The 12,752-nt window shown below is 68.7% G+C and carries 9 protein-coding genes; 5 read left to right on the forward strand and 4 right to left on the reverse strand.

The window, feature by feature from the left end:
- Nucleotides 1–691: LysR substrate-binding domain-containing protein (locus tag TX83_RS15670; RefSeq protein WP_064748906.1), on the reverse strand; the 691-nt coding region annotated here is incomplete at its 3' end.
- Nucleotides 692–843: 152 nt separating this feature from the next.
- Here TX83_RS15670 and TX83_RS15675 point away from each other — a divergent pair.
- A complete protein-coding gene (locus TX83_RS15675) occupies nucleotides 844–1,383 on the forward strand; it encodes a peroxiredoxin (protein ID WP_064748907.1) in 540 nt (179 codons plus the stop codon).
- 381 nt (nucleotides 1,384–1,764) lie between these two features.
- Complete coding sequence (locus TX83_RS15680; RefSeq protein ID WP_064748908.1) at nucleotides 1,765–2,292, forward strand: carboxymuconolactone decarboxylase family protein; 528 nt, start codon at nucleotides 1,765–1,767, stop codon at nucleotides 2,290–2,292.
- Between the two features lie 106 nt (nucleotides 2,293–2,398).
- Here TX83_RS15680 and TX83_RS15685 read toward each other — a convergent pair whose 3' ends face one another.
- From TX83_RS15685 to TX83_RS15695, 3 genes are all read right to left on the reverse strand, one after another.
- The gene (locus TX83_RS15685; RefSeq protein WP_064748909.1) at nucleotides 2,399–3,082 is read right to left on the reverse strand and encodes a YceH family protein; all 684 of its coding nucleotides are present in this window, start codon (nucleotides 3,080–3,082) and stop codon (nucleotides 2,399–2,401) included.
- 33 nt (nucleotides 3,083–3,115) lie between these two features.
- Nucleotides 3,116–4,807: a YbaL family putative K(+) efflux transporter gene (gene ybaL, locus TX83_RS15690; RefSeq protein ID WP_064748910.1), complete on the reverse strand. Its 1,692-nt coding sequence runs from the start codon at nucleotides 4,805–4,807 to the stop codon at nucleotides 3,116–3,118.
- A gap of 721 nt (nucleotides 4,808–5,528) precedes the next feature.
- Nucleotides 5,529–7,934, reverse strand: coding sequence for a TonB-dependent receptor plug domain-containing protein (locus TX83_RS15695; protein ID WP_064748911.1), 2,406 nt, complete (start codon nucleotides 7,932–7,934; stop codon nucleotides 5,529–5,531).
- Nucleotides 7,935–8,142: 208 nt separating this feature from the next.
- Between TX83_RS15695 and TX83_RS15700 the strand changes: the two genes are divergently transcribed.
- The 3 genes from TX83_RS15700 (at nucleotide 8,143) to aspS (ending at nucleotide 12,667) form a co-directional block, all read left to right on the forward strand.
- Nucleotides 8,143–10,020 (forward strand): ABC-F family ATP-binding cassette domain-containing protein, encoded by a 1,878-nt coding sequence (locus TX83_RS15700; RefSeq protein ID WP_064748912.1) that lies wholly within the window; start codon nucleotides 8,143–8,145, stop codon nucleotides 10,018–10,020.
- Between the two features lie 343 nt (nucleotides 10,021–10,363).
- Nucleotides 10,364–10,681 (forward strand): FmdB family zinc ribbon protein, encoded by a 318-nt coding sequence (locus TX83_RS15705; RefSeq protein WP_064748913.1) that lies wholly within the window; start codon nucleotides 10,364–10,366, stop codon nucleotides 10,679–10,681.
- Between the two features lie 219 nt (nucleotides 10,682–10,900).
- Entirely contained in the window at nucleotides 10,901–12,667 is a 1,767-nt protein-coding gene (aspS, locus tag TX83_RS15710) for an aspartate--tRNA ligase (protein WP_064748914.1), read from the forward strand.
- Nucleotides 12,668–12,752 lie beyond the last annotated feature (85 nt).

Raw genomic sequence — 12,752 nt, forward strand, 5'->3', positions numbered from 1 at the left:
CCATCTGCCGCAAGGTTTCCAGGCTGGTGGCGCGGAATCCGTCGCGCTCGTCGGCGCCGGCCAGGCGGCACACGTCCAGCGCCTGGTCGCGCAGGCAGTGGCCTTCTTCCAGCAGCAACAGATGCTGGTCGTCCAGATCGTGCAGCTCCAGGCTGTCGCGCGCGGCCATCGGATGCTGTTGCGGCACCGCGAGCAGGAAGGGCTCGTCGAACAGCGGCTCGACATGCAACTGATCGTCGTGGATCGGCAACGCCAGCAGGCCGGCGTCGAGGCGGCCGTCGCGCAGCCGGGCCAGGATCTGGTCGGTCTTCTCTTCGACCAGCAGCAGTTCCAGGCGCGGGAAGCGCTTGCGCAAGCCGGGCACCACATGCGGCAGCAAATAAGGGCCGAGGGTCGGGAACAGGCCCAGGCGCACCGTGCCCGCTTCCGGGTCCTGGCTGCGGCGGGCGATCTCGCCCATCTGCTCGACGTCGGCGATCACTTTGCGCGCGCGCTCGGCGATGTCGCGCCCGACCGGGGTCAGCATGACCCGGCGCGGCGCGCGCTCGACCAGGGATACGCCCAGCTCGTCCTCGAGCTTTTTGATCTGGGTCGAAAGCGTGGGCTGGCTCACGAAGCTGGCCGCGGCCGCGCGGCCGAAGTGCTTGTGATCGGCCAGGGCGACCAGATATTTGAGGTCACGAAGGTTCATCGACGGCTGTCCATTGAGGATGGCTATCGGCATAATAGGAACAATTCATTTCAGTAATCAAATGCTGGCGTGCAACATAAGCGCCATAGGTTGTGCTTGCCGGCGTCACCCCCCTCTACCACCCTCCCATCCTTAGTCTAGGAGTCATCAACATGCTTTCGATCGGCGAAAAGTTCCCGAAGTTCAAGGTCAAGGCCACCGTCGGTATCGAGAACCTCGATAGCGCGTTCGCGGACATCGACAACGACACCTACAAGGGCAAGTGGCTGCTGGTGTTCTTCTATCCGAAGGACTTCACCTTCGTCTGCCCGACCGAGATCAAGGGCTTCGGCGACCTGAACCAGCAGTTCCTCGACCGCGATTGCCAGGTCCTGGCCGCCTCGACCGACAGCGAGTTCGTCCACCTGGCGTGGCGCAAGGACCACAAGGATCTGCGCGACCTGCCGTTCCCGATGCTGGCCGACATCAAGAAGGACCTGACCTCGGCGCTGGGCATCCTGACCGAAGACGGCGTCGCCCAGCGCGCCACCTTCCTGGTCGATCCGGAAGGCATCATCCGCTTCGTCTACGTCACCGACGGCTCGGTCGGCCGCAACCCGCAGGAGGTGCTGCGCGTGCTCGACGCGCTGCAGACCGACGAGCTGTGCCCGTGCAACTGGAACCAGGGCGAGAACACCCTCAAGGTCGCCTGATCCTCGCCGGGCCGTCCCCCGAACGGGCGGCCCGGCTCTGATCGGAGCACAGCTGATCCGAGCACGCCCGATCCGACCGCTGAGCGTTTTCCCGTGGCGCCGGATTCCGTGACCCGGCTCCCCCCTTGGTTCTCCCTGCGCTGGCGGCGCCGCCGGCAGCGCAGTCTTCTTCGGTCATTCCCGCATGCGGGCCGGCTCGGCCGGCCTCCCTCCCTCCCGTGCGGGATGCCTGCAGCCGGGGTTCGCCCCGGCTGCCCCTAATCGCAGCAACGTTCCTTTCCGTCGTTTCCGAGCCCGCCTTGCGCCCCGCGCACGCCCGCCAGGCGGCGACGCCTGCCCGTCCTCCGGACCGGCGCCTTCCGCAGCATTCAGGAGTTCCCGATGAGCCTTTCCGATCTTCGCAATTCGCTTCCCGATTACGCCAAGGACCTCAAGCTCAACCTCGACAGCGTGCTCAGCGACGCCGGTTCGCCGGGTCTGGACGGCAAGCAGATCCGCGCCATCGCGCTGGCCTCGGCGATCGCCTCGCGCTACAAGCCGCTGGCCGCCGCGATCGAGGCCTTCGCCGCCGAGAAGCTGTCGCCGGAAGAGATCGCCGGGGCCAAGGCCGCGGCCGCGGTGATGGCGATGAACAACATCTATTACCGCGCCACCCATCTGATCCAGAACGAAGAGTACGGGCAGCTGCGCGCCGGCCTGCGCATGAACGTCATGGCCAGCCCGGGCATCGACAAGATGTCGTTCGAACTGGCCTCGCTGGCGGTGTCGGCGATCAACGGCTGCGGCGCCTGCATGGACTCGCACGAGAAGGTGATCCGCAAGCACGAGATCAACGCCCAGGGCGTGCAGAGCGCGCTCAAGATCGGCGCGGTGGTGCATGCGGTGGCGGTGACGCTGGAGCAGATGTAAGCCCCGGCCTGGCCGAGGACGCCAACGATCGCCGGCCTCGTGCCGGCGATTTTTTTGCCCCGCGATCGCCGCTCCTACAAAAGCGGCACGCGCCGCGCAGCGCGACTCAAGCGCCCGCCGCTTCCAGCCGCGCTTCCAGCTCGGCGATCTTCGCCTCCAGGGCTTCGATGCGTTCGACCAGGGCCGACTGCGCCGGCGCATACCCGCCGCCGTCGGCATGGCCGGCTTCGTGCGCGTTGCCGTGCCAGACCGGTTCGCCGCTCAGCAGGTGACCGTAGCGGTCTTCGCGCTGGCCGCTCTGCCGGCCCAGCATCCGCACCAGCGGCGGGTTGTGCTGAGCCAGCCGTTCCAGTGCGTATTGCACGTCGCCGACCGAGTCGAACTTGGCCAGGCGTTCGCTGCGCGACAGCAGTTCGTAAGCGGTCTGCGGGCCGCGCAGCATGAGCAGGGCGATCAGCGCCGCTTGCGGCCGGGTCAGGTCCAGCACCGCGGCGGCGCGGTGGGAATAGCGCTCGGCGCGGGCGGTGTGCTGCGACTTGACCCAGCCGCGCGGTTCCAGCCGGCGCAGGGCGTTGGCGATCTCGCCCTGTTCCAGCTGCATCGTCGGTTCGCGCGCGGTCTTCTGGTTGCAGGCGGTGACGATGGCGTTGAGGGTCAGCGGATAGACGTCGGGCGTAGTCGCTTCTTTCTCGATCAAGCAGGCGACGATGCGCGCCTCGACCGCGTTGAGCTGCGGCGCGGCGGATTCGGCAACGTCCTGGGTCGGGGTCGGGTCGGTGGCTTCGCTCATGGCGGTATCGCAGTGGAGTGGGGGAAACCGCGCTCAGGTCAGCGCGGTCGAAGGCGGCAGGTGGCGGTCGCCACGATACACCGGCGCGGCCATGACCATTTCCGCCAGGCTGTGGGCGAGCTCGCGCTCGGCCATCACCGCGCCGTCGGCGCCGTGTTCGAGCAGGTGCCGGACCTCGTTGTCGCTGTGCGCGCGGGCGACGATGCTCAGCGCCGGGTTGATCTCGCGCAGCTTGGCGATGATCTCTCCGGCCTCCAGCGCCTGCGGGATCGCCAGCATGACCGTGGTCGCGCGCTCCGGCAGCGCTTCGCGCAGCACCCGCTCGTTGACCGCGTTGCCGAGGATCGCCGGCAGGCCGGCGGCGCGCGCCTTGGCGATCAGGCTGTCCTCGCCGTCGATCACCACCAGCGGCACGCCGCGTTCGGTCAGCAGCCGCGCCAGTTCGCTGCCGACCCGGCCGTAGCCGATCAGGATCACGTGTTGGCCGATGTCGGCCGGTACGGCCGGCGGCGCCGCGTCGGCCTGGGCTTCCTGCAGGGCCGCGGCCTCGCGCGCCTGCTTGCGGTCCAGCCAGGCGAACAGCAGCGGGTTGACGATGATCGACAACAGCGCGCCGGCCAGGATCAGGTCCTGGCCCTCCTTGGGCAGGATCTCCAGGTCCAGGCCGAGGGTGGCGAGGATGAAGGAGAACTCGCCGATCTGGGCCAGGCTGGCGGAGATCATCAGCGCGGTCGAATGCGGCTTGCCGAACGCGCGCACGATCGCGTACGCGGCCACCGACTTGCCGACCACGATGATCGCGAACACCGCCAGCACCTCCAGCGGCTCCTGGATCAGGATCATCGGATTGAACAGCATGCCGACCGAGACGAAGAACAGCACCGCGAACGCGTCGCGCAGCGGCAGGGTTTCGTTGGCGGCCTGATGGCTGAATTCGGATTCGTTGAGCATCATCCCGGCGAAGAACGCGCCGAGCGCGAACGACACGCCGAACAGTTCGGCCGAGCCGAACGCCACGCCCAGGGCGATCGCCAGCACGCACAGGGTGAACAGTTCGCGCGAGCCGGTACCGGCGACGCGCTCGAGAATCCACGGAATCACCCGGCGGCCGACGATTAGCATCACCGCGATGAAGGCGCCGACCTTGGCCAGGGTGGTGAACAGCTGCGACCAGATCTGCGCGCCGTCGGTGGTCTCGCCCTTGAGCAGTCCCGACAGTGCCGGCAGCAGCACCAGGGCCAGCACCATCGCCAGGTCTTCGACGATCAGCCAGCCGACCGCGATCCGGCCTTTGCCGGTCTCGACCAGGCGCCGTTCTTCCAGGGCCCGCAGCAGCACCACGGTGCTGGCGACCGACAAGGCCAGGCCGAACACCAGTCCCGCACCGTGCGACCACCCCAACATCCAGGCCATGCCCCAACCCAGGGCGGTGGCGACGGCGATCTGCACCACCGCGCCGGGCAGGGCGATGCCCTTGACCTCGAGCAGGTCGCGCAGCGAGAAATGCAGGCCGACGCCGAACATCAGCAGGATGACGCCGATTTCGGCCAACTGCGGCGCGAGGGTCTGGTCGCCGACGAAACCGGGCGTGAAGGGGCCGGCGACGATGCCGGCGATGAGGTAGCCCACCAGCGGCGACAGCCGCAGGCGTTGCGCGATCATTCCGAAGATGAAGGCCAGGACGAAGCCGGCTACCAGAATCGCGATCAGGGACGTGTGGTGCATCGGCTCTCCTGTGGTCTGGTCCCAGCAAGAATGTGAGCAAGGCGGGTTTCGGCGCAAGTGTTTTTGCCGATTTCTGTGCTCGCAAATGATTGTTTCTGCTTGATTTTTGTCTCGCTCGGCGGGCGGGCGACGAACGGCGCGGTGCGTGCGGGCCTTGGATTGAAGGGATTTGCCCGCATCGGGCGCTACCCGGCGATGGCGACGCGGCCGGGGTCTTGGGCATGAACGATGATTCAGCCCGATGCGCCGCTTTGCGTATGCATCATGTGAAATTGCGCGAGCCGAGCGGCTGCGGCGGCGTGGCGTGTTTTGTGTAGGAGCGGCGCAAGCCGCGACCGCGTTCTTACGGTCTCGCGCCGTTTCTTGTTCGGAGGCTTCCAAAGCTTCAAAGCTGAAAGCTTCCGTCCGCAAGCGGCCGGGTCACTTTCTTTGTCCTAGGCGACAAAGAAAGTAACCAAAGAAAACGCCATGGCGGTTTCGGATCAAGAGCCACTATGGGACGGGGTTTGCGCAGGGCTGCTCCGCACAGGCCATCCCTGGCCTGGCTGCGCACGGCCCGCATCCTTGCGGGCCGCCCTCCGGGGCTGCAGGGCGTTCTCGCGAGTTCGATGCAGCGCCAAGCTCATTACGGCAACGGCAACGGCAACGGCAACGGCCTTACAAAGTGCGAAGGCCGCAACGGCGGCCTTCGCATGCGTGCCGAGGGCTCAATGCAGCAGGTTCACCACTTGTACCCGACCTTGGCATAAGCGAAGGCGCCGTTGAAGCCGAACGGGGCGTAGCTGCTGTAGGGCAGCTGGCCGCTTTCGCTGTTGGCGTAGATCGCCTCGTCGGGGTATTCGTTGAGCACGTTGTCGCCGCCGACGGTGAACTCCCAGCCGTTCACCGCATAGGTCGCGGCCAGGTCGAGGGTCCATTTGGCGGCGAAGGTCTGGTCGCGCGCGCCGCTGGGGTCGTCGTTGAACGTGTGGAATTCGCCGTAGCGGGTCGCGGTGGCGTCGAAGCGCCAGCCGCCGGCGGTGGCCCAACTGCCGCCGAGGAAGAACTTGTCGCGCGGCGCGCCCTGGGTGATGCGGCCGCGCTCGACCCGGCCGATGCGCTGCAGGTTGAGGCCGCCGGCGGTCAGGCCGGGCGGATTCGGCGCGATCCGTTCCAGGGTGGTCTTGTTGCGGTTGTAGCCGGCGGTGAGGTCGAGCGTGCCGCTGGCCAGCGGCCAGCGATAGCTGCCGACGATGTCGAGGCCGCGGGTGCGGGTGTCGACCGCGTTGGTGAAGTAGCGGCCGCCGTTGATGCCGGGATAGCCGCGCGCTTCCAGGAAGCGCGCGACCGCCGGGCCGCGCAGGTTTTCCGACAGGATGATGCGATCGTCGATGTCGATCTGGTAAGCGTCGACGGTGACGTACAGCGACTCCAGCGGCTGCAGCACCAGGCCCAGGCCGATGTTGGTCGACTCCTCGGCCTTGAGCGGTTCGGCGCCGAGCGCGACCGCGGCCGGATCGTCGACGGCGAAGGTGCGGACCTGGAACGGGTTCGGGTCGCCGAGCACGATCACGGTCTGGGTCGATTGGTAGAACTGCTGCTGCAGCGAGGGCGCGCGGAAGCCGGTGGACACGGTGCCGCGCAGCGCGACCTTGTCGTTGAAGGCGTAGCGTGCCGACAGCTTGCCCGAAGTGGTCTGGCCGAAGTCGCTATAGCTTTCGTAGCGCGCCGCCGCGCCCAGCGACAGCTTGTCGGTGACGTCGGTTTCCAGGTCCAGATAGAACGCATGGCTGTTGCGGTTGCGGCGGCTGGCATCGGCCGGGGTGAAGCCGGGGAACACCTGCGCGCCGGGCGCGCCCGGCTCGGGGCCGGCGACATAGGAAGCCGGTTCGCCCGGCGACTGGTTGAACTTCTCGCCGCGCCATTCGGCGCCGAAGGCGACGGTCAGCGGATAGTCCAGCCAGCCCAGGTCGAAGGCCTTGTTGACGTCGGCGTTGAGCACGTTCTGGGTGACTTCCAGCGCGCCGATGTAGAAATCGCGCGGCGAGTTCGCGCCCAGGCTGCGGTTGAGGCTGTGGCGGACGTCGAAGTCGAGCTGGTTCTGGCCGTAGTTATAGCTCAGGTCCAGGTTCCAGCCGCCGGCCGTCTGGCCGCGCAAGCCGAACACGAAGGCGCGGTCCTGGCTGAGGTTGTCGATCTGCGGCAGGAAGCCGTCCGGATACACCGAGCGGATGTTGTTCGGATTGCCCGCCGCGCGGAAGTAGCCGTTGGAAATGGCGCGACGGCGGCTGGCGGTGCCGAAGGAATAGAACTCCACGCCTTCGGCCGGGCTCCATTGCGCGTTGTAAGCCAGCGCGGTCTGGTCGATCTCCGGATCGCCGTAACGGTGCACGACCTTGCCGGGCGGATTGCTGGTCGGACCGACCGAGCCGAGGTAGGGGCGGGCGCGGTTGGTGTTGTCCTGGTGCCCGCCCTGCGCGGCCAGGTGCAGCTTGCCGTTTTCCCCGAAGGAGAAGCCGGCGTCGCCGGAGAGCTGGTGCTGCTCGCCGTCGCCGGCGCTGTACTGACCGTAGCGCGCGGCGATCGAACCGCCGTCGCCGGCGCCCTTGAGCACCACGTTGACCACGCCGGCGATGGCGTCGGAGCCGTACTGCGCCGAGGCGCCGTCGCGCAGCACTTCGACCCGCTCGATCGCGGCGATCGGGATCGCGTTGAGGTCCACCGGCGAGGACCCACGGCCGATGCTGTCGTTGAGGTTGATCAACGAGGTGGTGTGGCGGCGTTTGCCGTTGACCAGCACCAGCACCTGGTCCGGCGCCAGGCCGCGCAACTGCGCCGGGCGTACCGCGTCGGTGGCGTCGGTGATGGCCGGACGCGGGAAGTTCAGCGAGGGCAGGGCGCGCGACAGCGCGGTGGCCAGCTCGACCGTACCGGTGGCCTCCAGCGTCTGCGGGCTGATGATGTCGATCGGCGCGGTCGATTCGGCCACGGTGCGATCGGCGACGCGGGTGCCGGTGACGATCAGGGTGTCGAGGTTGGTCGGGTTGGCCTCGGCCGGGGCGGTGGCCGGCGCCTGCGCCCAGGCGGGGGACGCGGCGAGGGCGAGCAGGACGGCGCTGGCGAGCAGGGACGGATTGCGGCGGTGCATGGACACTCCGGGGCGGATCGAGCGGGGGACGCCGGGCCGAATGCCGCCGCTGCGGCCGGCGCCGGTGGCGCGCTTTGCCGCAGAAGGCGTCCGGACGGGCGCGTGGGGGCGGTCGGATACCGACGGACCGATTATTCGACGGGTGTCGTGCGCGCGGCCGAACATGTCCTCATGAGCAAATATCGATCAGTCATGCGACCATATCGGCATGATTTCCTTCCGTGATTTCGCCCTGCGGCGCGGCGAACGCCTGCTGCTGTCCCAAGTCGACCTGGCCCTGCATGCGGGCTGGCGGGTCGGTGTGATCGGCCGCAACGGCACCGGCAAGTCCTCGCTGTTCGCGGCGATCCAGGGCGAAGTCGAGGCCGACCGCGGCGACATCGACGTGCCCAACCGGGTGCGCATCGCCAGCGTGGCGCAGGAAACCCCAGCCCTGTCGGACCCGGCGCTGGACTTCGTCCTGTCCGGCGACAGCCGCGTCTACGAGGTCATCGTCGCCGAGCGCGAAGCGGTCGAGCGCGAGGACTGGGAAGCGGTGGCCGAGGCCCACCACAAGCTGGAGGAGCTCGGCGGCTACGACGCCACCGCGCGCGCCGGCAAGCTGCTGCACGGCCTGGGCTTCAGCGCCGACACCCACGAACGCGCGGTCAAGGAGTTCTCCGGCGGCTGGCGGGTGCGCCTGAATCTGGCGCGGGCGCTGATGACGCCCTCGGACCTGCTGCTGCTCGACGAACCGACCAACCACCTCGACCTCGATGCGGTGCTGTGGCTGGAGCAGTGGCTGCTCAAGTACCCCGGCACGCTGCTGATGATCTCGCACGACCGCGAGTTCCTCGACGGGGTCAGCACCCACACCCTGCACCTGCACGAGGGCAAGGCCAAGCTCTACGTCGGCGACTACACCGCCTTCGAGCGCCAGCGCGCCGAGCACCTGCGCCAGCAGCAGATCGCGTTCGAGAAGGAACAGGCCGAGCGCGCCCATCTGCAGAGCTTCATCGACCGTTTCAAGGCCAAGGCCAGCAAGGCCAAGCAGGCGCAGTCGCGGATGAAGCGCCTGGCCAAGCTGGCCGGCACCGAGGCGGTGCGCGCCGAGCGCTCGCTGCGGATCGACCTGCCGGTGCCGGACAAGCTGCCGCACGCGCTGCTGCGCCTGGTCGAAGCCGACTGCGGCTACGGCGCGCACACGGTGCTGCACGGCGCCAGTTTCATCCTCGAAGCCGGCGACCGGGTGGCCCTGCTCGGCCCGAACGGCGCCGGCAAGTCGACCCTGGTCAAGTCCCTGGTCGGCGAGTTGCCCTTGCTGGCCGGCGAGCGCAGCGGACATCCCGATCTGCGCATCGGTTACTTCGCCCAGCACACGGTGGAATCGCTGCGCGAAGGCGCCAAGCCCATCGACCTGCTCGGCGAGATCGCGCCCGGCGTGGCCACCCAGCAGCTGCGCGATTTCCTCGGCAAGTGGAATTTCCCGGGCGACCGCGCCTTCGAATCGGTGGACGGCTTCTCCGGCGGCGAGCGCGCGCGCCTGGCCCTGGCCCTGATCGCCTGGCGCAAGCCGAACGTGCTGCTGCTCGACGAGCCGACCAACCACCTCGATCTGGACATGCGCGAAGCGCTGGCCGAGGCGCTGGCCGATTTCGACGGCGCGATCGTGCTGGTCTCGCACGACCGCCACCTGATCGGCCTGGTCTGCGAAACCTTCGTCCGCGTCGCCGACGGCGTCGCCCAGGCCTTCGACGGCGACCTCGACGCCTACGCCAGCTGGCTGCGCACCCGCGATTCCAGCAACGACGGCAAGGCCAAGCCCGCCGCCGCGGCACCGGCAGCGGCACCGGCACCGGCACCGGCCGCGCCGGCGCCGGCCGGCAAGAACGCGCGCAAGGTCAATCCGGTCAAGTTGGCGGCGGCGGAAAAGCGCGTGGCCGAGCTGGAGTCCAAGCTGCATACCTTGGACATGGATCTGGCCGATCCGACCCAGTACGCCGGCGGCGGCGACAATGCCGCCGAGCTGTCCAGGCAGCGCGATCAAGTCGCGGCCGAGCTGGCGCAGGCCGAGGCCGATTGGATGGCGCTGTACGAGACGGCGTGAAGCCGGAGCGCAAGAACGGCGCTGCCTTCGCCGCCCGGCCGTGCACGGCCGAGCGCGCCCTGTCGGACCTGCCCCGCAGGAGCGGCGCGAGCGGCGATCGACCGAAGCGGGCGGGATACCGCGTCACCGGCCGCAGCCAGGCCGCCCGGAGGCCGCAGAGACCGAACCTTCGATTGCCCGGGCATCGGCTGCCGCGACTGCGTACATCGCCGTGGTGGATCGTGGCTCGCGCCGCTCAGGGGGCTGGGGCCCCGATCCGGCCCGCCGCCTAGCCCCGGGCGCTTGCATCCGCGCCGTCCGGCCCCACACTGTGCCCCTCCCACCCGTTTCAGCCGTTACCGTCATGCCGATCTATGCCTTCCAGTGCAGCGCCTGCGGGCACAGCTTCGACCGTCTGCAGAAGCTGTCCGACGCCGATCCGACCGTTTGCCCCGAGTGCGGCGCCGAGAAAGTCGGGCGCCAGCTGACCGCGCCGCAGTTCCGCCTGGCCGGCGGCGGCTGGTACGAGACCGATTTCAAGAAGGACGGCGACAAGAAGCGCAATCTGGCCGACGGCGGCTCCTCGGGCCTGGCCGAGGCCAAGCCCGCGGACAAGCCGGCCGAAAAGAAGGCCGACCCGGCCCCGGCCGCGGCCAGCAAACCGGCGTCCGGCGCCGCCTGAGCCCGGCCAGCCGGCCAGCTGCCGCAGGGGCGCCGCGAGGCGCCCTTTTGCGTTGAGGCGGGATGCCGCGCTCGCCGCGACGGGCCCGACCCCTCGCCGGCGGGCGGCCTGGACTAGAATGGTCGGTCCCGGCTCCGGCCGGCGCGGGCCGCCTGCGTTTCGCGGCCCGCCCTCCTGCTGCACTCCCCACGATTCACCGATCGACCCAACGGAGCTTTCATGCGTACCCACTTCTGCGGCCTCGTCGACGAGGCGCTGATCGGCCAGACCGTCACCCTGTGCGGCTGGGTCAACACCAATCGCGTCCAGAGCCACGTGGTGTTCACCGATCTGCGCGATCACGAAGGCGTGGTGCAGATCGTGGTCGATTCGGACATGGGCGAGCTGTTCAAGACCGCCGGCGATCTCAGCGTGGAAAGCTGCGTACGCGTGACCGGCACGGTGCGCGCGCGCGGCGCCGCCAACGACAAGATCCGCAGCGGCAAGGTCGAAGTGCTGCCGAGCGCGATCGAAGTGCTGAACAAGGCCGAGCCGCTGCCGTTCCACGCCCACGAGAACGCCGGCGAGGAGACCCGCCTGACTTACCGGTACCTGGACCTGCGCCGTCCGGAGATGCAGCGGATGATGCGCACGCGCATCCGTCTGGTGCAGTCGCTGCGCCGCTGGCTGGACGCGCGCGGCTTCCAGGACATCGAAACCCCGATCCTGACCAAGGCCACCCCGGAAGGCGCGCGCGACTTCCTGGTTCCGGCGCGCATGCACCCGGGCGAGTTCTATGCCCTGCCGCAGTCGCCGCAGCTGTTCAAGCAGATCCTGATGGTGGCCGGCTTCGACCGCTACTACCAGATCGCTCGTTGCTTCCGCGACGAAGCCCTGCGCGCCGACCGCCAGCTCGAGTTCACCCAGCTCGACATGGAGTTCGCCTGGGTCTCCGAGCGCGACGTGCAGGACACCGTCGAGGGCATGATCCGCGAGGTGTTCAAGGAAACCATCGATGTCGAACTCGACGCGCAGTTCCCGCGCATGACCTATGCCGAGGCCATGCGCCGCTACGGTTCGGACAAGCCGGACCTGCGCATCGGGCTGGAATTCGCCGACATCGCCGAACTGGTCAAGCGCTGCGAGTTCAAGGTCTTCACCGATTGGGCCAACCACGCCGACGGCCGCGTGATCGCGTTGCGCGCGCCGGGCGCCGCGGGCTGGTCGCGCAAGCAGATCGACGAGGCCGGCGCGCATGCGGCCAAGCACGGCGCCAAGGGCCTGGCGTGGATGAAGATCGAGGACGCCGGCAAGGGCCGCGAGGGCATCAACTCGCCGATCGCCAAGTTCTTCGACGACGCCACCCTGGCGGCGATCGTCGCGGCCGCCGGCGCGCAGACCGGCGACATGATTTTCTTCGGCGCCGCCGACTACAAGACCGCCAGCGACTTCATGGGCGCGCTGCGCCTGAAGCTGGGCCGTGACCTGAACCTGGTCGAGGACGGCTGGAAGCCGCTGTGGGTCACCGATTTCCCGATGTTCGAGTGGGACGAGGAAGCGCAGCGCTACGTGGCCCTGCACCATCCCTTCACCGCGCCGGCGGTGGACGACATCGACGGCCTGCGCGCCAACGCCAAGACCGCGGTGTCGCGCGGTTACGACATGGTGCTCAACGGCAACGAAATCGGCGGCGGTTCGATCCGCATCCACCGTCCGCAGATGCAGTCGGCGGTGTTCGACCTGCTCGGCATCGGCGCCGAAGAGGCCGAGGCCAAGTTCGGCTTCCTGCTCGACGCGCTCAAGTACGGCGCGCCGCCGCACGGCGGCATCGCCTTCGGCATCGACCGCATCGCCGCGCTGATGGCCGGCACCGAGTCGATCCGCGACGTGATCGCCTTCCCCAAGACCACCACCGCGCAGTGCCTGATGACCGGCGCGCCGTCGCCGATTCCGGACGCGCAGTTGGCCGAAGTGCACGTGATGGTGCGGCCGAAGGACCCGGCCTGATCCAGGCGCGCAGCGACCCGGCGATGCCGGGCCGCTGCGCGGCGTCGCCGTCTTGGAGGAGGGGCCTCGGCTCCGCCGCATGCGA

Source organism: Lysobacter antibioticus HS124 (assembly GCF_000336385.2).
GTDB lineage: Bacteria > Pseudomonadota > Gammaproteobacteria > Xanthomonadales > Xanthomonadaceae > Lysobacter > Lysobacter firmicutimachus.